Annotated in this window: 19 protein-coding genes and 1 tRNA gene; 9 read left to right on the top strand and 11 right to left on the bottom strand. The window is 74.6% G+C overall.

The genetic code is table 11. The features are described from left to right. The first annotated feature begins 113 nt into the window (after positions 1-113). Both MHY29_RS06030 and MHY29_RS06025 read left to right on the top strand, forming a co-directional pair. Complete coding sequence (locus tag MHY29_RS06030; protein ID WP_239238888.1) at positions 114-626, top strand: hypothetical protein; 513 nt, start codon at positions 114-116, stop codon at positions 624-626. Between the two features lie 143 nt (positions 627-769). Then, on the top strand, positions 770-2152 hold the full coding sequence (locus tag MHY29_RS06025; RefSeq protein ID WP_224355126.1) for a YncE family protein: 1383 nt from the start codon (positions 770-772) through the stop codon (positions 2150-2152). Between the two features lie 49 nt (positions 2153-2201). Here the strand turns inward: MHY29_RS06025 and MHY29_RS06020 are convergent, their stop codons facing one another. Together MHY29_RS06020 and MHY29_RS06015 are read right to left on the bottom strand one after the other, a co-directional pair. Continuing rightward, positions 2202-2561 (bottom strand): branched-chain amino acid transporter permease, encoded by a 360-nt coding sequence (locus tag MHY29_RS06020; protein WP_224355127.1) that lies wholly within the window; start codon positions 2559-2561, stop codon positions 2202-2204. After that, complete coding sequence (locus tag MHY29_RS06015; protein WP_224355128.1) at positions 2558-3385, bottom strand: AzlC family ABC transporter permease; 828 nt, start codon at positions 3383-3385, stop codon at positions 2558-2560. The genes MHY29_RS06020 and MHY29_RS06015 overlap by 4 nt, the downstream gene beginning before the upstream one ends. A gap of 273 nt (positions 3386-3658) precedes the next feature. Between MHY29_RS06015 and MHY29_RS06010 the strand changes: the two genes are divergently transcribed. Next, complete coding sequence (locus tag MHY29_RS06010; RefSeq protein ID WP_224355129.1) at positions 3659-4774, top strand: C40 family peptidase; 1116 nt, start codon at positions 3659-3661, stop codon at positions 4772-4774. 85 nt (positions 4775-4859) lie between these two features. Here the strand turns inward: MHY29_RS06010 and MHY29_RS06005 are convergent. The 3 genes from MHY29_RS06005 to MHY29_RS05995 form a co-directional block, all read right to left on the bottom strand. Next, positions 4860-4933, bottom strand: a tRNA-Val gene (locus tag MHY29_RS06005). A 39-nt stretch (positions 4934-4972) separates the two neighbouring features. Next, positions 4973-5434 carry a redoxin domain-containing protein gene (locus tag MHY29_RS06000; RefSeq protein ID WP_224355130.1) on the bottom strand — a complete coding sequence of 154 codons (462 nt, stop codon included), beginning with the start codon at positions 5432-5434 and terminating at the stop codon, positions 4973-4975. Continuing rightward, the gene (locus MHY29_RS05995) at positions 5427-5855 is read right to left on the bottom strand and encodes a DUF3052 domain-containing protein (RefSeq protein ID WP_239238885.1); all 429 of its coding nucleotides are present in this window, start codon (positions 5853-5855) and stop codon (positions 5427-5429) included. The genes MHY29_RS06000 and MHY29_RS05995 overlap by 8 nt, the downstream gene beginning before the upstream one ends. A gap of 264 nt (positions 5856-6119) precedes the next feature. Between MHY29_RS05995 and aceE the strand changes: the two genes are divergently transcribed. From aceE to MHY29_RS05965, 6 genes are all read left to right on the top strand, one after another. Continuing rightward, a complete protein-coding gene (gene aceE, locus MHY29_RS05990) occupies positions 6120-8870 on the top strand; it encodes a pyruvate dehydrogenase (acetyl-transferring), homodimeric type (protein WP_239238882.1) in 2751 nt (916 codons plus the stop codon). 119 nt (positions 8871-8989) lie between these two features. Then, positions 8990-10180, top strand: a complete 1191-nt coding sequence (locus MHY29_RS05985; protein WP_224355133.1) for a CdaR family transcriptional regulator — start codon at positions 8990-8992, stop codon at positions 10178-10180. 79 nt (positions 10181-10259) lie between these two features. After that, positions 10260-11183, top strand: coding sequence for an ACP S-malonyltransferase (locus MHY29_RS05980; protein WP_224355134.1), 924 nt, complete (start codon positions 10260-10262; stop codon positions 11181-11183). Positions 11184-11220: 37 nt separating this feature from the next. Next, on the top strand, positions 11221-12273 hold the full coding sequence (locus MHY29_RS05975; RefSeq protein WP_224355135.1) for a beta-ketoacyl-ACP synthase III: 1053 nt from the start codon (positions 11221-11223) through the stop codon (positions 12271-12273). Positions 12274-12346: 73 nt separating this feature from the next. Next, positions 12347-12592: an acyl carrier protein gene (locus tag MHY29_RS05970; protein WP_224355136.1), complete on the top strand. Its 246-nt coding sequence runs from the start codon at positions 12347-12349 to the stop codon at positions 12590-12592. 145 nt (positions 12593-12737) lie between these two features. After that, entirely contained in the window at positions 12738-13982 is a 1245-nt protein-coding gene (locus tag MHY29_RS05965; RefSeq protein ID WP_224355137.1) for a beta-ketoacyl synthase, read from the top strand. Positions 13983-14028: 46 nt separating this feature from the next. Here the strand turns inward: MHY29_RS05965 and MHY29_RS05960 are convergent, their stop codons facing one another. The 6 genes from MHY29_RS05960 to MHY29_RS05935 all read right to left on the bottom strand — a co-directional run bounded on the left by MHY29_RS05960 (position 14029) and on the right by MHY29_RS05935 (position 19460). Further along, on the bottom strand, positions 14029-14532 hold the full coding sequence (locus MHY29_RS05960; RefSeq protein ID WP_224355138.1) for a DUF3145 domain-containing protein: 504 nt from the start codon (positions 14530-14532) through the stop codon (positions 14029-14031). Positions 14533-14666: 134 nt separating this feature from the next. Then, positions 14667-15650: a tyrosine-type recombinase/integrase gene (locus MHY29_RS05955; protein ID WP_224355139.1), complete on the bottom strand. Its 984-nt coding sequence runs from the start codon at positions 15648-15650 to the stop codon at positions 14667-14669. A gap of 46 nt (positions 15651-15696) precedes the next feature. Further along, a complete protein-coding gene (locus MHY29_RS05950; protein ID WP_224355140.1) occupies positions 15697-16980 on the bottom strand; it encodes a DNA-processing protein DprA in 1284 nt (427 codons plus the stop codon). Continuing rightward, entirely contained in the window at positions 16977-18563 is a 1587-nt protein-coding gene (locus MHY29_RS05945; protein ID WP_224355141.1) for a YifB family Mg chelatase-like AAA ATPase, read from the bottom strand. The genes MHY29_RS05950 and MHY29_RS05945 overlap by 4 nt, the downstream gene beginning before the upstream one ends. Continuing rightward, complete coding sequence (locus tag MHY29_RS05940; RefSeq protein ID WP_370643460.1) at positions 18560-18985, bottom strand: YraN family protein; 426 nt, start codon at positions 18983-18985, stop codon at positions 18560-18562. Before MHY29_RS05940 ends, MHY29_RS05945 begins: the two co-directional genes overlap by 4 nt. Before the next feature lie 139 nt (positions 18986-19124). Beyond that, complete coding sequence (locus MHY29_RS05935; protein ID WP_224355142.1) at positions 19125-19460, bottom strand: DUF2469 domain-containing protein; 336 nt, start codon at positions 19458-19460, stop codon at positions 19125-19127. Between the last annotated feature and the right edge of the window lie 147 nt (positions 19461-19607).

Genomic DNA, 19607 nt, shown 5'->3' with positions numbered 1-19607 from the left:
GCCGGTGGGGTCGGGGGCGGGCGCCGGGAGGCGCCCCGCGGGCCGTCCCACCCTACGCCCCGGCGGGCCCCGCACGCCTGGCCCTTCGCCGCAGACTCGGGCACGCTGGCCGGATGGATCCCGTGACCGTGCTCTCCGCCTCCCTCTCCCACCCCGAAGCGATCGTCGCCGCCGCCGGACGGGCGCGGGTGCCCGTGTCGGTGGCCGCGGACCTGGCCGAGCTGGAGTCGGGCGGCCGCAACGTGTTCGGCAACGACGTCGGCGGCGTGTTCTCCTCCCCCGGCGCCCCGGACGTCGACGTGACGCCGGAGCGCGTCGCCGAGCTCCGCCGGCGAGTGGCGGACGGCGAGCGCTCCAACGGCGTGGGCCCGGCGCAGATCACCTGGCCACCCCTCTTCGACCGCGCCGACGCCGAGGGCCTGGACCTCGCCGACCCCGAGGACAACATGACGCTCGGCCTGAGCCTGTTGCGGGACAGCGCCCGCGGGGACTTCTCCGCGGCCGGCCTCGAGCGGGCGGGCACGCTCTACAACGCGGGCACGCTTGCGGGCGGCGTCACCGACTACGGGCGCCGCCTGGCCGCGGCCGCGGCGGCCTGGGAGAGGCGCCTCACCGCACGGGGCTGACCCTGAGGACCCGCGCCCGCGCGCGGGACACGGATCGGTGAGACGCCCGGGACGAGCGCCACCGGCCGCCTCGATATGCTGGGCCTGTGTCTGGCGGCGACGTCGGACGTCCCGGCCGCCCACCTCATTCCCTGGAGAACCCCATGCCTCGACTGCACAGTGCCCACGACACCGCCGACAACGCCCCCGGCGCCCGTGCGCTGAGCGGCGTCGGCGCCGCCCGCCATCGGGCGCTGCGGCCCGCCGCCGTCCTGTTCACCGCGGGCCTGTTGCTCACCGGCTGCGCGGGCCCGGACGGCGCGCCGGCCGGAGGCTCCCCGGAGGCCGGTGCGTCCACCACCGAGGACGCGGGGGCCTCGAGCGGCACGGCCGGCGGGTCCGCCGGAGGCCAGTCGGGCGCGTCGGAGAGCCGGGCCGAGGGCTCGCCCCCCGTGGATCCGGCCGACTTCCCGGCGTCCAACACCACCAAGCTGACCCGCGTGGAGACCATCAAGGACCCCGGCCTGACGCCGAAGTCCATCGTCTCCAATCAGCACGGGCTCGCGATCGCCAACAACATGATGTACCGGCACAACGTCATGCTCTTCGACACCCGGAGCCGCGAGGTCGTCCAGACGCTCGAGGACACCGTGGACACGGACGCCATGGGCATCGACGGCCTGTCCGGCGTGGTCAACGGCTCGCCGGTGGAGGCCGCGTGGACCCAGGACGGCAGGTACGCCTACGTCTCCAACTACCAGCTGACCGGCGGCGAGGGCACCGGCGTCAAGCCGGATGACAACTGCACCGCCGGCTCGGCGATCTCCCCCTCCCTCGTGTACCGGTACTCGGTGGAGGAGAAGAAGTGGGACGCCGCCTACCGCGTCGGCCGGGTGCCCAAGTACCTGGCCCTGTCCCCGGACGACTCCCGCCTGCTGGTCAGCAACTGGTGCGACGCGACCCTGTCCGTCCTCGACGCCGAGACCGGGGAGCTCCAGCACACCATCCCCCTGGACACCATGCCCCGCGGCATCGTGGTACTGCCGGACAACAAGACCGCCTACGTCGTCGCCATGTGGGCGGACAAGCTCTACCGCGTGGACCTCGACGCCGGCACCGCCGAGCTGGTCATGAACACCGGCCCCCAGCCGCGCCACCTCTCCCTGTCCCCGGACGGGAAGACGCTGTACATGACGGTGGCCGGCGCCGACCGGATCGTGAAGCTCGACGCCGCCACCGGCAAGGTCCTCGCCAGCGCCTCCGCCGGCGATGAGCCGCGCTCCATGGACGTCTCCAGGGACGGCACCGCGCTGTACGTCGTCAACTACGAGGCGTCCACGCTGACCAAGATCGACGCCGAGACCCTCGAGATCCTCGACACGGCTCCGGCCGGCGAGAACACCGTCGGCGTCACCTACGACGACCCCACCGGGCAGGTCTGGGTGGCCAACTACGGTGGCACCGTCGACGTCTACGACGACACCGACGGCGTGGGCCCGGGCGCCGCCGGCTCCGCGCAGCCCACCGCCGACGCCCCGGGGGACTGACCTCGCACCGGCCGGCCCCGCGGGCCGGCCGGTCGCCGCTCCGGGCGGCTCAGAGGGCCAGGTTCACGAGCAGCACGTAGGCGAGCGTGCCCGCTCCGATGGACAGCAGGGTGCGCCGCCCGCCGAGCAGGTGCACGAGCACCGTCACGGCGCCCGCCGCGAGCGTGCAGCCGACGCGCGGCCAGTCCACCGGGTCGCCGGGGGCGAGGGCCGCGGAGTCGAGGACCATCACCACGGCGAGGATCGTCAGGATCCCGGCGGGCATCCACACCGCCAGGCGCGCCACGAGCCGGGACTCGCGCAGCGGGCGCAGCAGGACGAACGGCAGGGCCCGCAGCAGGAAGGTCACGCCGCCGGCCACGAGCGCGGCGGCCACGATGTACCCGGGGTGCACGACGCCGTCGATCATCGGCCCGCCTCCGCGTCCACCGTCGTCAGCTCGGCCGCCTCAGCGGCTCCGGGGGAGGTGGCACCGAGCTCCTTGACCGCCGGCAGCGGGAGGCGCGCCCCGCGCTCGGCCGCGACGTGCGCCGCCATCAGGGCCGCCACGAACCCGAGGAACGAGGCGACCAGCAGCGCGCTCGGCGCGACGACGAGCCCCACCCCGACGGCGGCCGCGGCGGCGAGCACGAGCAGGACGTGGCGGCGGGTGCGCGCGGCGTCGAGGGCGAGGACGATGAACAGGGCGGTGAGGGCGAACTCGAGGCCCTCCACCGGTGCCGGCAGCAGCCCGGCCGCCACGACGCCCACAAGACCGCCGACCACCCAGTACAGGTGGAGGCTGACCTGGGTGGCGAGCAGCCGCGGGGCGGTCCAGCCACGCGGATGGGCGGCGGTGATGGCGTAGGCCTCGTCGATGAGCCCGCCCATCGAGTACAGCCGGGCCAGCGGGTTCCGCACCACGCGCAGCGGGAAGCCGAACGCGTAGAACACGTGCCGGAAGTTCAGCAGGAACACGGTCACGGCGATCCCCGCCAGGGACGTCCCCGCGGCCAGCAGGCTCACCAGCAGCAGCTCCACCGAGCCGGCGAACACCACCACGGACAGCAGCGGGGCGGCCCACCCGGGGAGTCCGGCCTGCACCACGAGCATCCCGAAGGCCACGCCCAGCGGGAACAGCCCCAGTCCGGCCGGTCCCGACAGGCGGACCCCCTCGGCGACCTCCGCACGGCGGGTCGGCAGGGCGTCCGGCACGCCGGACGCCGCGGGCGACGGCGGTGTGATCTCAGTCATGGTCGGGCCAGGGTGCCACAGTCCATGCGCCCCGTCCGCCGCGACGACGCAGGGTGACGGGACGGCGCGGTGCGGAAGAGGACCCCCACAGCCCTCTCACGGTGAATGCGGGGCGGTTTTCCACGGGTTACCGTTGTCCATGACGTCCGGGCGCTCCGCGGCGCGCCGTCGGACCTCGACCGGACGTGCCGCGCCATTCCGGACCCCTCCGATCCGACCGCCGAGGGGCCCTCCTGCGTCCGAACCCGGCCCGCTGACCAGGAGTATCACCGCATGGAACACATCTCAGGACGCCCGCTCACCCGCCGCGGCACGCTGCTGGGGCTCGGCGGCGCCGGGGTCGCCGGGGCGCTGGGCCTGACGGGCTGCTCCTCCGCGCAGACGACCTCCGCTCCGCAGACCTCGGCGTCTCCGTCGTCCTCCCCCGTCGCGGCGACGGGGATCGAGGACCTCGCCGTGGGCCAGGACGCCGTGGTGCGCGCGTCGCTGACGACCGCCTGGCTCAAGCCCGACGTGGACCGTGGCTGGACGGACGAGCCCGTCACCCAGGCCGACCCCCGGCCTGACGAGTGGCTCCCCCGCATGGACGACACCCTGCAGCGGGGGCTGCTCGGCCGCAGCGACACCCAGGCGGCCCTCGGCTCCCGCGTCACCGTGCGCGAGCTCTCCGGGGACTGGGCGAGGGTCAGCTTCCTGGACCAGGCCGCGCCGAACGACTTCGGCCACCAGACCAGCTGGGTGCCGCGCGCCCACGTCGTGCGCGATCTCGGCTTCCTCTCCGCCCAGCAGGCCGACGGGGCCCCGATCATGCGCGTGACCGCGCACAGCACCGGGGTATACGAGGGCGAGGACATGGAGAAGACCCTCGTGGTCGTCCCCCTCGGGACGCGCCTGCCGCTGCTGGAGGAGGGCGACGAGGCCTCGAAGGTCCTGCTGCCGGACGAGCGGGAGGGTTGGATCGCCGCCGCGGACACGGCCGTGGGCGAGCCCGCCCTCGGCACGGCCGAGCAGGTCTTCGAGACCGCGCGCTCCTTCGAGGGCACGCCGTACCTATGGGGTGGCATGAGCCGGTTCGGCATCGACTGCTCCGGCTTCACCTACACGGTGCTGCGCGCGCACGGCATCCTGCTGCCCCGCGATTCCGGTCCTCAGCTCTACGACTCGGGACTTCCCAGGGTGGCCGCCGACGACCTCACCCCGGGCGACCTGCTGTTCTACTCGCACGTGCCCGGGGGCCGGCGGATCCGCCACGTCGCCCTGTACCTCGGCAAGGGGCGCGGCATCAACGCCCCCTTCGTGGGGCGCCCGGTCACCGTCGAGACGCTGGAGCAGCTCAACGCGAAACACGACTACGCCGGCGCGGTGCGCCCCCGGTACGCCCAGGCCTGACCGCCCCACGGGCCGGTGTTCCCTCGAGGTCGGACGACGACGGCCCCGGGACCACATCGTGTGGTCCCGGGGCCGTCGCCCACGGTGGACCCAGAGGGATTCGAACCCCCGACCTGCTCGGTGTAAACGAGACGCTCTGACCGGCTGAGCTATGGGTCCCGGCCGCACCGTCCGGACCGCGGACGGCACCCGCCCAGCCTAGCGCCGCCGACCGAGCGCGCCCTCCGCAGCCCGCCGGTGCGCCTGCGCCGTGCGGGGTCCGCCGGGCTCCCCGGGGCGGACCCGGACCAGCTCGGTCCCCGACTCGTCCACGAGGACGGAGACGCGTCGCGGGCGGCCCGTGGTCTCGTCCAGCAGGCCGAACCGGGCGGCCGCGGCACCGTGGGGCCAGAAGTCCGAGAGCAGCACGCACTCCGCCGGCAGGCCCGTCCGGTCGGCGACCTCTCGGAGGACGGGGGCGGCGTCGCAGGAGACCACGCGCAGGCCCACGTCCTCCGCGGCGAGCTCGACGGCCAACGGCCCCAGCCAGGCGAGCTCCCCCGCACAGACGGGGGTGAACGCCCCGGGAAGGAACACCAGCCAGGCGGCGCGCTCCCCCGAGACCACGGGCGGCCACGGCCAGGGCGTGCCGTGGATGTCCCGCAGGGCCGGCTCAGCCACCGCGCTTCTCGAGCCGCACGGCGGCCCAGTCCGCGCTGCCGCCGGCGCCCGTCGTGACGTGCAGCCCTGCCGTGGCGGCGGCCTCCGCGACGTCCGTGGGGCTCACGTGCCCGGGGCGGCCGTTGCGGGGCGTCATCAGCCAGACCGGGCCCGCGTCGAGGGAGCGCTGGGCGTCCACGAGCGCGTCCGTGAGGTCCGAGACGTCGCCGTCGTCCGTCCGCCACCAGAACAGCACCGCGTCCGCCGGCTCCTGGTCCTCCTCGGTGAGCAGCTCCTCGCCCAGGGCGTCCTCGAGCGCGTCACGGAAGTCGAAGTCGATGTCGTCGTCATACCCCCACTCCTGGACGAGCTCTCCTGCGGTCAGGCCGTAGGCGTCCAGCAGCTCCTGGTGCGTCGAGGTCCCGTCCGACGGGGTCTCCATGCGCGCGCTCCTCCTTGAGACGAGGACGGGGCGGAGCGGGTCTCCAGCGCCGTCCGGTGCGGGTGACACGCACCACCATACGCCGTGGCCCTCCGGACAACGGGGCCCGGACGCGGGCGCGCAGCCCCGTGCGCCATTAGGCTGGCCGACGACGCGTACCGCTGCCGGCGACCGGCCGCAGGCGCGAGCGGCCGGCCGGGCCTCACCGGCGGACCGCAGGACACCCCGCGGAGCACCCCTCCGCACGAGACCCCAGGAGGCACCGTGAGCGCAGCCGAAGAGAGCTCGCAGATCGTCAGCGGTCTGACCAGCCAGCGCCCGGACAAGGACCCGCAGGAGACCGCCGAGTGGATCGAGTCGTTCGACGGGCTCGTCGACGAGCGCGGCACGGAGCGCGCGGAGTACATCATGCGCTCGCTGATGCAGCGCGCCGGCGCCAAGTCCGTCGCCCTGCCGCACGTGACCACCACGGACTACGTGAACACGATCCCGGCCGACCAGGAGCCCGAGTACCCGGGCGACGAGGAGCTGGAGCGCCGCTACCGCAACTACCTGCGGTGGAACGCCATGGCCCTCGTGCAGCGCGCCCAGCGCGACGCCGTCGGCGTCGGCGGCCACATCTCCTCCTACGCGGGCCAGGCGACCCTCTACGAGGTGGGCCTGAACCACTTCTTCCGCGGCCAGGACCACCCGGGCGGCGGCGACCACATCTTCTTCCAGGGCCACTCCTCGCCGGGCAACTACGCCCGCGCGTTCCTCGAGGGCCGCCTGACCGAGGAGGACCTCGACGGCTTCCGCCAGGAGAAGTCCCGCCAGGGGCACGCCCTGCCCTCCTACCCGCACCCGCGGATGATGCCGCACTTCTGGCAGTACCCCACCGTGTCCATGGGCCTGGGGCCGATGAACGCCATCTTCCAGGCGCAGACCAACCGGTACCTGCACAACAACGGCATCAAGGACACCTCCGACCAGCACGTGTGGGCCTTCCTCGGCGACGGCGAGATGGACGAGCCCGAGTCGCGCGGCCAGCTGCACGTCGCGGCCAACGACAAGCTCGACAACCTCACCTTCGTGGTCAACTGCAACCTGCAGCGCCTCGACGGCCCGGTGCGCGGCAACGGCAAGATCGTCCAGGAGCTGGAGTCGTACTTCCGCGGCGCCGGCTGGAACGTCATCAAGGTCCTCTGGGGCCGCGAGTGGGATCCGCTGCTGGAGGCCGACGACGAGGGCGAGCTCGTGCGCATCATGAACGAGACGCTCGACGGCGACTACCAGACCTACAAGGCCGAGTCCGGTGGCTTCGTGCGCGAGCACTTCTTCGGCCGGTCCTCCGTCACCAAGGAGATGGTGGCGGACATGACCGACGACGAGATCTGGGGCCTCAAGCGCGGCGGCCACGACTACAAGAAGGTCTACGCCGCCTACAAGGCCGCCATGGAGCACAAGGGCCAGCCCACCGTGATCCTGGCCCACACCATCAAGGGCTACGGCCTGGGCAAGTCCTTCGAGGGCCGCAACGCCACCCACCAGATGAAGAAGCTGACGGTGGACGACCTCAAGGTGTTCCGGGACCGCCACCGCATCCCGATCTCGGACGAGCAGATCGAGAAGGACCCGTACAACATCCCGTACTACCACCCGGGCGCCGACGCCCCGGAGATCACGTACATGATGGAGCGGCGCAAGGAGCTGGGCGGCTTCGTGCCGGAGCGCCGCAGCACGTACCACCAGATCCCGCTGCCGCCCGAGTCCGCGTACAAGCAGGCCCGCAAGGGATCGGGCAAGCAGCAGGCCGCCACCACCATGGCGTTCGTGCGCCTGCTCAAGGACCTGATGCGGGACAAGAACATGGGACCGCGCTTCGTGCCGATCATCCCGGACGAGGCCCGCACCTTCGGCATGGACTCGTTCTTCCCGACCGCGAAGATCTACAACCCCAAGGGCCAGAACTACCTGTCCGTGGACCGGGACCTGTTCCTGTCCTACAAGGAGTCCCCGCAGGGGAAGATCTACCACGTCGGCATCAACGAGGACGGCGCCACCGCGGCGTTCAACGCGATCGGCACGGCGTACTCCACGCACGGCGAGCCGATGATCCCGGTGTACATCTTCTACTCGATGTTCGGTTTCCAGCGGACCGCGGACAACATCTGGGCCGCAGGCGACCAGCTCGCGCGCGGCTTCATGATCGGCGCCACCGCGGGGCGCACCACCCTCGCCGGCGAGGGCACCCAGCACATGGACGGTCACTCCCCCGTCCTGGCGTCCACGAACCCGGCCGTGAAGCACTACGACCCGGCGTACTCGTACGAGATCGCCCACATCGTGCGCCAGGGCCTGGAGGACATGTACGGCGACCACGAGGACGGCGACGCCCGCCGCAACGTCATCTACTACCTGACGGTCTACAACGAGCCGATCACCCACATCGAGGAGCCCGAGGGTCTCGACGTGGAGGGCCTGCTCAAGGGCATCTACCGTCTCTCCGAGGGCCAGGGCGACGGCCCGAAGGTCCAGCTCCTGGGCTCCGGCGTCTCCGTGCCGTGGGCGCTCGACGCCCAGAGGATCCTCTCCGAGGAGTGGGGCGTGAACGCCTCCGTGTGGTCGGTGACCTCCTACAACGAGCTGTACCGCGACGCCGTCGCGGCGGAGAAGGACGCCCTGAAGGACCCGTCCGCCACTCCCCGCGTGCCCTACGTGACGCAGGCGCTGCAGGGGGCCGAGGGCCCGATCGTGGCCACCTCGGACTACTCCACCTCGTGGACGAACCAGATCCGCCCGTTCGTGCCGAACCGCTTCTCGGCGCTCGGCGCCGACGAGTTCGGCTTCGCGGATACCCGCGCCGCCGCCCGTCGGTACTTCCTCATCGACACCCACTCGATGGTGGTCCGCGCGCTGCAGCTCCTCGAGGAGGAGGGCGGGGTCGAGCGGGGCACGGCCGCGAAGGCGCACGAGAAGTACCGCCTGGACGACGTCACCGCCGGCACCACCGGCATCGCGGGCGGCGACGCCTGATCCCCCCGGCCCGGCTCGCCCGCTGAGCCCGACGACGGCCGGTCGCCTCCCCTGCGGAGGCGGCCGGCCGTCGTCGTCCCCCGTGTAGGAATGCCACAACCGCCCCTAGGATGTGGCGCATGCCCGCTCCCCGCCCCTCCGCCCCCCGCAGGGTCAGCGCCGACGGACTGGCCCGCCTGCGCGCGCACCTGGGGACGTTCAACACCGCCACCCTGCGTCGGCTGGACGAGACCCTGCCCTGGTACCGGGAGCTCACCCCGGACGAGCGCAGCGCCCTGGGGCTCATCGCGCAGCGCGCCCTGCAGGGGTTCATCACCTCGTTCGAACGGCCGCAGACCACCACGGTGGACGTGCTGCGCGACGTGTTCGGCCAGTCGCCCACGGAGCTGACCCGGGCGATCTCCCTGCACCGAGCTCTGCAGCTGATCCGCACGATCGTCGACGTCGTGGAGACCGGGGTGCCGGACGCCGTCTCCGAGGCCGACCAGCCGGTGGTCGCGGAGCACGTGCTCCACTACTCGAGGGAGATCGCGTTCGCGATCGCCGACGTCTACGCCCGCGCCGCCGAGCTGCGCGGCGCCATGGACTCCCGGCTCGAGGCCGTGCTCCTGGACGCCGTGCTCCGCGGCCAGGAGCCGGACGAGATCCAGCACCGCGCCACCGCGTTCGGCTGGCGCGGCGGGGACGGCGTGATGGTGATGGCCGGCTCCGCGCGCGACGGCGCCACCGCCGCGTTCCTGCCCGGGCTCCGCCGCGACGCCGCCCGCCTCCAGTGCGAGCTGCTGGTGGGCGTGCAGTCCCGGCGCCTGGTGCTCGTGGTGGGGTCCGTGAGCGACCCCGACGCGGTGGCGGAGGCGCTGCTGCCCTGGTTCGCGGACGGGCCGGTGATCGTCGGCCCGGTCGTGGACTCCCTGCTGGAGGCGCACGTGTCGGCGCACCATGCGCTGGCCGGGCTCGGCGCGGCGGCCGCGCACCCGCGCGCCGGCCGCCCCGCCCGCTCGGACGACCTGCTGCCCGAGCGCGCCCTCGCCGGGGACGCGACCGCGTGCGCGGCGCTCGTGGACGGCGTCTACGCCGCCCTGGCCGACGCCGGGCCGAGCCTGCTCGAGACCGTGGACGTCTACACGGCGTGCGGGCACTCCCTCGAGGGGACGGCCCGCGAGCTGTACGTCCACGCGAACACCGTCCGGTACCGCCTGCGGAGGGCCGCCGAGGTGACGGGCTGGGACCCGCAGCGGCCCCGGGACGCCTACGTGCTGCAGACGGCGGTGGCGCTCGGCAGGCTGTCCGAGGGGGCTCCCCGGTTGTAGAATCCCTCCAAAGCGCGCGTCGGAGGTTCGGCGCCCGCACGGGCGCCGCCGGACGGTCCGGCCTGCCAGAGTGGAGACCATGCTTGCGATCGTCTGCCCCGGACAGGGCTCCCAGACCCCCGGCTTCCTCGCCCCCTGGCGCGAGCTGGAGGGCGTGCCCTCCCTGCTGGACCGCCTCTCCGCGGCCGCCGGCGTGGACCTGACCGCGCACGGGACGGTCTCGGACGAGGAGACGATCAAGGACACCGCCGTGGCCCAGCCGCTCATCGTGGCGGCCGGCCTCGTCGCCGCGGACGTGCTGGGCCTGGACGCGCTCGCCCCCGACCGCGTGCTCGCCGCCGGCCACTCCGTGGGCGAGATCACCGCCGCCGCCGTGGCGGGCGTGCTCTCCCCGGAGGACGCCCTCGCGCTCGTGCGGGTGCGTGCCACCGGCATGGCCGAGGCCGCGGCCGCCACCCCCACGGGCATGGCCGCCGTCGTCGGCGGGGACCAGGACGAGGTCCTGGCGGCCGTCGAGGCCGCGGGCCTCACGCCCGCGAACGTGAACGGGGGCGGTCAGATCGTCGCGGCCGGCACCCAGGACGCGCTCGACGCCCTCGCGGCGCAGCCCCCGGCCCGCGCCCGGGTGATCCCGCTCAAGGTGGCCGGGGCGTTCCACACGGAGCACATGCGCCCCGCCGTGGACGCGCTCGCCGCCCACGTCACGGGCCTCTCCCCCGCCGACCCCCGCCTGACGCTGCTCTCCAACCGCGAAGGCGCCGCCGTGGCCTCCGGAACCGAGGTCCTCGAGCGCATCGTGAACCAGGTGACCCGCCCCGTCCGCTGGGACCTCTGCATGGAGGCCATGGCGGAGCGCGGCGTCACCGGCATCATGGAGGTGCTGCCCGGCGGCACCCTGGCCGGCCTCGCCAAGCGCGGCCTCAAGGGGGTCCCCTCGCTGGCCGTGAAGGCCCCGGACGACCTCGACGCCGCCCGCGCCTTCATCGCCGAGCACACCGCCTGACGCCCTCCCGCGCCGCATCGTCACAGAGAAGAGCACCATGACCGTCACCCTGAAGCAGCACGAGCGTCCCGCCGGCAGCCGGATCGTGTCCGTCGGCGCCTACCGCCCCGCCACCCTCGTCCCGAACGAGGACCTGGTCGGGCCGATCGACTCGTCCGACGAATGGATCCGCCAGCGCACCGGCATCGTCACCCGCCAGCGGGCCACGCCCGAGGAGACCGTCGTCACCATGGCTGTCGGCGCCGGCCGGGAGGCCCTCCAGCGCGCCGGGCTGGAGGCCTCCGACCTCGGCGCGGTCGTCGTCGCCACCGTGACGTTCCCCTACCCGACCCCGTCCGCCGCGGCCGCCGTGGCCGACGCCCTCGGCGCCACCCCCGCCCCGGCCTACGACATCTCCGCGGCCTGCGCGGGCTACTGCTACGGCGTGGCGCAGGCCGACGCCCTCGTGCGCGCCGGCTCCGCGCAGCACGTCCTCGTGGTGGGCGTGGAGCGGCTCTCCGACTTCATCGACCCCACCGACCGCTCGATCTCCTTCCTGCTGGGCGACGGCGCCGGCGCCGTGGTGGTCTCCGCCTCGGACGAGGCCGGGATCGCGCCCTCCGTCTGGGGCTCGGACGGCTCGCGCTGGAGCACCATCTCCCCCACCCGCTCGCTCCTGGACCTGCGCGCCGAGGTGGAGCACGCCCGCGAGACCGGGGACGCCTCGGCCATCATCGGCGCCGAGGAGATGCTGTGGCCGACGCTCCGCCAGGACGGCCCCTCCGTCTTCCGCTGGGCCGTGTGGTCCATGGCGGAGAAGGCGCGGGAGGCGCTCGACGCCGCCGGTGTTGAGCCGGAGGACCTCGCCGCCTTCATCCCCCACCAGGCCAACATGCGGATCATCGACGAGTTCGCCAAGCAGCTGAAGCTGCCGGAGTCCGTCGTCGTCGCCCGGGACATCGCGGAGGCCGGCAACACGTCGGCCGCCTCGATCCCGCTGGCCATGCACAGACTGCTACAGGAGCACCCGGAGCTCTCCGGGGGCCTCGCCCTGCAGATCGGCTTCGGCGCCGGGCTGGTCTACGGCGCCCAGGTGGTGCGCCTCCCCTGAGGCCCCGCCGGTCTGATTCACTGACCACGTACACCCGTACACCCATCACCCCCATCTGAGAAGGAGACGCCCCATGGCTTCCAAGGAAGAGATCCTCGCCGGCCTGGCCGAGATCGTGAACGAGGAGACCGGCCTCGAGACCGCCGACGTCCAGCCGGAGAAGTCCTTCACCGACGACCTCGACATCGACTCGATCTCCATGATGACGATCGTCGTGAACGCCGAGGACAAGTTCGGTGTGAAGATCCCGGACGAGGAGGTCAAGAACCTCAAGACCGTCCAGGACGCCGTCGACTTCATCGACCAGGCCCAGGCCTGATCCCCACGGCGCGCTCGGCGCGCCGCCCCGGGCGGAGTCCGGGGACGCGGCCGGCGGGCTGAGCCCCGCCGGGCGTCCCCGGACCGCCTCGCCCTCCGGGGCCCCCGAACCTCTCCCACCCCACTCGAACGACAGCGAGGACACCGTGACCCGCACCGCACTGATCACCGGACTGGGCGCCACGACGCCGATCGGCGGCGACGTGCCCACGTTCTGGGCCAACGCCCAGAAGGGCGTCTCCGGCGCCGCCACGATGCAGCACGAGTGGGTGGAGCAGTACGACCTGCCCGTGACCTTCGCCGCGGAGCTGGCCGTGCCGACCTCCGAGGTGCTCTCCAAGGTGGAGCTCAAGCGCCAGGACCCCAGCACGCAGATGGCCACGGTCGCCGCGCGTGAGGCGTGGGCCGACGCGGGCCTCGCCGACGCGGACGTGGATCCCGAGCGCCTGGCCGTGGCCATGGGCACCGGCATCGGCGGGGTGTGGACCATCCTCGACGCGTGGGACGCCCTTCGTGAGCGGGGGCCGCGCCGCGTGATGCCCATGACGGTCCCCATGCTCATGCCCAACGGCGCGGCCGGCGCGCTGTCCCTCGAGTTCGGCGCCCGCGCGGGCGCCCGGACCGTGGTGGCGGCCTGCGCCGCCGGCACCGAGGCCCTGGACACGGCCCTGACGCTGATCCGGACCGGGCAGGCCGACGTGGTGCTCTGCGGGGCCACCGAGGCGGCGGTCCACCCCATGCCGATGGCCGCGTTCGCGGCCATGCAGGCGCTGTCGAAGCGCAACGACGACCCGCAGTCCGCCTCCCGCCCCTACGACGTGGACCGCGACGGCTTCGTGCTGGGCGAGGGCGCCGGCGTCATGGTCGTGGAGTCCGAGGAGCATGCGGCCGCCCGCGGCGCCCGCGTGTACGCCCGCCTGGCCGGCACCGGGGTCACCTCCGACTCCCATCACATCACCGCCCCCGAGCCCGAGGGCCTGGGCGCCACCCGCGCGATGCGCCGCGCCCTGGCCGACGCCGGGCTGCGCCCGGAGGACGTGGGCCACGTCAACGCCCACGCGACCTCCACCCCCAAGGGCGACGCCCCCGAGTACCTCGCGATGAAGGCCGTCTTCGGCACCGGACTCGACGACGTCCTGGTCTCGGCGACCAAGTCCCAGACCGGCCACCTGCTGGGCGCCTCCGGCGCGATCGAGTCCATCCTCTCGGTGCTGGCCGTCCACCACGGCGTCGCCCCCGTGACGATCAACCTGGAGAACCAGGACCCGGAGATCCCCCTCAATGTGGTGACCGGCACCCCGGCTGCCCTGCCGGCGGACCGTCGAGTGGTCGTGAAGAACTCCTTCGGCTTCGGCGGGCACAACGCCGTGGCCGTGTTCACCGGAGTCTGACCGGCCGCCACGGTGTCCGCGGCGGCGGGCACGTGGGGCGCCCCGCTCAGCCGGCCCGGTGGAGCCAGCGGACCGGCGCACCGGCGGCGGCCCGGCGGAACGGCTCCAGCTCGTCGTCCCAGGCCTCCCCGAGGGCGAGGGACAGCTCGTGGACCAACACGGTCGGGTCTCCCCCGCCGGCCTCGTAGGCGTACCGGATGCGCTCCTCGGAGACCATGATGTTGCCGGAGACGTCCGTGGTCGCGTGGAACACCCCCAGCTCGGGGGTGTGGGACCAGCGCGAGCCGTCGACGCCCGCCGACGGCGTCTCCGTGATCTCGAAGCGCAGGCCCGGCCACCGGCGCAGCGCCGACGCGAGCCGTGCCCCCGAGCCCTGGGCGGCGGACCAGTGGAGTTCGGCGCAGACGGTGCCGGCCTCTGCGGGCTGGTCGCGCCAGTCCACCGGGTCGCCCGGGCCCAGGACGGAGGTGAGCGTCCACTCCACGTGCGGGCACACCGCCGTGGGGGCGGAGAGCAGGTGGACCACTCCGTTCGTGGTGATGTCGGGCATGGGGCCTCCGGGTCTGGCCGCGCGCCGCGTCCGGCGGTGCGGCGGCACCTGACGGGCGTCCGGTCCGGTCATTGTCCCGGACGTCGGCCTGCGCGGCAACGGTGGGGCGGGCGACACGCCGACCCTGGGGGCGGTCAGGCCCGCGGATGGGCCCGCCGGTAGCCGTCCCTGAGGCGGTCGACGGAGACGTGGGTGTAGCGCTGGGTCGTCTGGAGGGACGAATGACCCAGCAGCTCCTGGACGGAGCGCAGGTCCGCCCCGCCGTCCAGGAGGTGGGTGGCGGCGGTGTGGCGCAGGGCGTGCGGGCCGCGGGCCGCGGTGTCCCCGAGGCGTTCGAGGGCGCGGTCGACGGCGCCGCGCAGGACGCGCACGTCGGCCCGGCCCCCGCGGGCGCCCAGCAGCAGGGCCACGCCGGAGTGCTCGGTGGCGAGCACCGGGCGGGCGACCCGCAGCCAGCGCTCGACGGCGGCGGCTGCGGGGGCGCCGAAGGGGACGGTGCGCTGGCGGTCTCCCTTGCCGGTGAGCCGGGCCGTGCGCCGGTCGAGGTCGAGGTCGTCCACGTCGAGCGCGGCGACCTCGGCGACGCGGGCCCCGGTCGCATAGAGCAGCTCGAACAGGGCCACGTCGCGGGCCGCGAGCGCCGCGCCGTGCAGGTCATCGGCGCGTCGGGCCTCGTGGACGCGTTCCTCGGCGGCCTGGAGGAGCCGCTGCGCCTGCTCTGCCTGGAGGACCTGCGGCAGCCGGGAGTCGGGTGCCGGCGCGCGCAGGCGAAGCGTGGGGTCGTCGGGGCGCAGGCCGGATCGGTGGAGCCACCCGAGGAAGGTGCGGGCGGCAGCGACGCGGCGGGCCACGGTCGCGCGGGAGAGGCCTTGGTCGCGCATCCGCGCGAGCCATCGGCGCAGGTCCTCGAGGTCGACCTCGGCGAACGCGTCGGCCCCGTCGTCCGTGACGTGGGCGGCCAGGTGGCGCAGGTCGGCCAGGTAGGCGCGGACGGTGCGGGGCCTGCGACCGCGCTCGTGGAGGAGATGCTCGGCGAACGCCTCGAGCCATGCCTCATCCCGGGCGGAGGCCGGTGGCAGCGGCGCCCCCGGGGCGTGGTGGGCGTGGGGCGGGTGCATGCCCTCCACTGTGCCATCCGTCGGGGGCGCTCCCCCACCGTGCGGCTCACTCCGGTGCCCGGCGCCAGAGGTCGCCTCGGCGTTCGGCCAGCCGCCGGCCCTCCAACCGGGTGAGGACGGCGAGCACCGTGGGGAGGGCGAGCCCCGCGGAGGAGGTCAGGTTGTCCACGGGGACGGCACGCCGCAGCGGCAGTGCCTCGTGGACGAGCAGCTCCTCCACGGTGAGCCCGTCCGTGGGCCGTCCGGGGCTGCGCGAGGCCTCACCCCGGGTGGTCGTGGCCGGGGAGGCTGCCGGCGGCTCCCCGGGTCGGGGCGGTTCCAGCAGTGTCAGGGCCTGCGCGGGGTCGGCGATCAGCCGGGTCGGCCCCTCCTGCAGGAGGCGGTGGCACCCGGCGGAGGAGGGCGAGGTCACCGGGCCCGGGACGGCGCCCACCTCGCGGCCGAGGCCGTGCGCGTGGCCCGCAGTGTTCTGGGCGCCGGAGCGCCAGCGGGCCTCGACCACCACGACGGCCCCGGAGAGCGCGGCGATGAGCCGATTGCGGTGCAGGAACCGGTACCGGGTGGGCGTGGCGCCGGGAGGCATCTCGGAGAGGAGCAGCCCCTCCTCCATGACGGCGCGCAACAGGCGTTCGTGCCCGGCGGGATAGAACCGGTCCAGCCCCCCGGCGAGGACCGCGACGGTCGGCGGCACTCCGGGTGCGGCGTCGTCGTGGGATCCGGGTCCGGAGCGCCGACCGGCGGCCGCGGCCGTCTCGAGCGCCGCCTCGTGGGCGGCCCCGTCGATGCCGTAGGCGCCCCCGGAGACGATGCACACGCCCGCCGCGGAGGCGCATGCGACGACGTCCCGGGTGACCTGCCGCCCGTAGGCAGTCGCCTCCCGGCTGCCCACGACGGCGAGGGCCCGGGGCAGGGGTGGCAGGGTGCCCCGCCCGCGGAACCACAGGCCCACGGGCGCGGCGTCGCCGAGATCGTCCAGACCCGCCGGCCAGGCCGGGTCCTCCGGGATGAGCAGGCCCCCGCCGAGCCGGTGGAGTGCGACCAGGTCCCGCACGGGGTCCAGCCGCGCTGACCGGGGCGCCCAGCGGGCGAGTCCGGCGCTCCACCGCCGGGCGAACGCGTCCTGGCCCAGCCGGTCGGCGAGGAGGTCCCGTTCTGCCGCCTCGATCCGCGCCGCGCCGGTGAGAAGCGTGAGCGCGCGCTCAGGGCCGAGCGCGGCGACGGTGGCGAGCGCGAGGTCGTCCCCGGGCTCCACGAGCCGGGTGAGGGCGGCCCGGGCGACCCGCGGGCCGTCCGGGCGGGCGTTCTGCGCGGTCTCCCCCGCGGTGGTCATCGGTCCTCCTCCGATCGGATCCGCAGCTGCAGGGCGATCTCGACGTCCTGCGCTTCCGGGCAGGAGGCCCCCCGCAGGTCGGCCAGCGTCCACGCCAGGCGCAGCACCCGGCCGTGGCCGCGGGCACTGAGCTCGCCGCGATCCACCGCGCGGTCGGCGGTGGCGCGCGCCTCCGGGGGGACGGCGAAGCGGCCGGAGCGCAGCAGGGCGGCGGGCACATGGGCGTTGCGGCACACCCCCGGCGGGAGCGATCCCTCGCGGGCCGCCGCGGCCCAGCGCGCATCCTGCGCTGCGACGGCGGCGGCCACCCGGGCGGCGACGGCGCGACTGGGCTCGGCCTCCGGGGCGGCGGCCAGCTGGTCCGCCCGGACGGGACGGACGGAGACCTGCACGTCCACACGGTCCAGCAACGGGCCGGAGAGCCGAGCGGCGTACTTGCGCCGCTGCAGCGAGGTGCACCGGCAGTGGGCGCCCGTCCCGGAGCCGAAGCCGCACGGACACGGGTTCGCCGCCAGCACGAGCTGGAACCGCGCGGGGTAGGCGACCGAGCCGTGCGCCCGGTGGACGATCATCTCCCCCGACTCCAGAGGCTGGCGCAGGGCGTCCAACGCACGGCGCTCGAACTCCGGCGCCTCATCCAAGAAGAGCACCCCGCCATGGGCCAGGGACACGGCGCCCGGGCGGCCGAGTCCGGTGCCACCCCCGACCAGCGCCGCCATGGAGGCCGAGTGGTGGGGCGCCTCGAAGGGCGGCGTCCGGCGCAGCCCCCGCGCGGACGGCTCGAGGCCGCGCAGCGAGCGCAGGGCGGCGGTCTCCAGTGCGGTGCGGTCGTCGAGGGGCGGGAGGATCCCCGGGAGCCGCTCGGCGAGCATCGTCTTGCCCGCGCCCGGCGGTCCGGACAGCAGCAGGTGGTGTCCCCCGGCGGCGGCGACCTCGAGCGCGAAGCGTGCCTCGGCCTGCCCGGCGACCTCGGCCAGGTCCGGGACCGGCCCCGAGGGGCCCTCCTGGCCGGCGGCCGGCCCCCGCCCGGCCGTGCCGGAGGGGCCCGAGGGGCGGGCCACGGACGCGTCGGGGCGGCCGCCGAAGGCGAGGATCGCCTCGTGCAGGTGCGCAAACCCCCGCACCCGCGCGCCGGGGACCAGCTCGGCCTCCGCCACGGCGTCCGCGGCCACCACGACGCGGTCGTGTCCCGCGTCCACGGCGGCCATGACCATCGCCACGGTCTCCGGGGCGCGGTGCAGGGTGCCGTCCAGGCCCAGCTCAGCGAGGAAGACGGGACCGTCCACGCCCTGCACCCGCCCGTCCGCGGCGTAAGCGGCGAGGACGATGGCAAGGTCGTGTGCGGCGCCGCGCTTGTGCACGCCGGCCGGCAGCAGGTTCACCGTGAGGTGGCGCCGGGTCAGGGGCAGGCCGGCGTTGCGGGCGGCCGAGCGGATGCGGTCCCGGCTCTCCTGAAGTGCCTGGTCCGGCAGCCCCAGCAGCGTGAACCCGGGCAGGGACTGGGCGATGTCCGCCTCCACGTCCACCACGGTGCCCCGCAGGCCGGTCAGGGAGATCGAGCGCGTGCGTCCGATGCCGCTCACGGCCGCACGTCCTGCACGAGGTCGAAGTGCACCCCGCCGGTGCGCGGGACGAGCACGGCGACGGCGTCCACCCGCCACTGCTGCGAGCGCAGCGGCCGTCCCTCCCGGGCTGCCGCCTCGCGCACCCACGCCGCGGTGAGCCGGTGCAGCCGCAGCAGCTTGCGGCGTCCGATCGCCTCCAGCGGGTCCCCGTAGGCCAGACCCGAGCGGGTCTTCACCTCGACGCCCACCCACCACGGCCCATGCCGGGCGACGAGGTCCAGCTCACCGTCCTCACCGCGCCAGTTGCGGGCCACGATCTGGTAGCCGCGCTCCGCGAGCCAGCGTGCTGCCGCGTCCTCGCCGTACCGGCCCAGCGCCGTGTGTGCCGTGCTGCCGCGCCGGGCGGCGGGCGTCGTCGTCGTCGTGTCCAGGGGGACCACCTCCTGGCCCCATGCTGGCCGCCGCCGCACCGTCCACGGGGGCGGGATCCGGCAATGTGGGGGACGGACCGCGCCTGGGGCACCTGTGCAGGACAGGTGGCCCGCTGCGGACGCCTCGGACCCCCGTCGACGCCCGGGCTCAGCGCCCCAGGTCGCCCCGCAGCCCGCCGTCCTCGGGGACCTGGAGCTCGTCGCGCGGGAGCTCCTCGATGTTCACGTCCTTGAACGTCAGCACGCGCACGCGGCGGATGAACCGGGCCGTGCGGTAGACGTCCCACACCCACGCGTCCTCGAGCGTGAGCTCGAAGAACACCTCGCCGTCGGTCTGGTGCGGGGTGAGCGTCACCGCGTTCGCCAGGTAGAACCGCCGCTCGGTCTCCACGACGTACCGGAACAGCCCCACGACGTCCCGGTACTCGCGGTACAGGAGCAGCTCGGCCTCGGCCTCGAAATCCTCGACGTCGTCCGTGCTCATGCCCGGGCCTCCTCACCGCTCGTCCCCGCGGCCCGGCGGATGCCGGACGCCCGACCATCCTCCCCCCGTCCCGCCGGCGCCGCACATGATGGTCAAGGCGGAGGACCGCTGCGCCACCGTGGCGGCGGCGTCGATCGCCGCGAAGGT

Origin of the sequence: Micrococcus sp. ACRRV, from assembly GCF_022346985.1 — a bacterium.
GTDB classification, from domain to species: Bacteria; Actinomycetota; Actinomycetes; order Actinomycetales; family Micrococcaceae; genus Micrococcus; species Micrococcus porci.
Note: the sequence above shows the minus strand (reverse complement) of the source record. Positions and strands in the feature narration are given on the sequence as shown.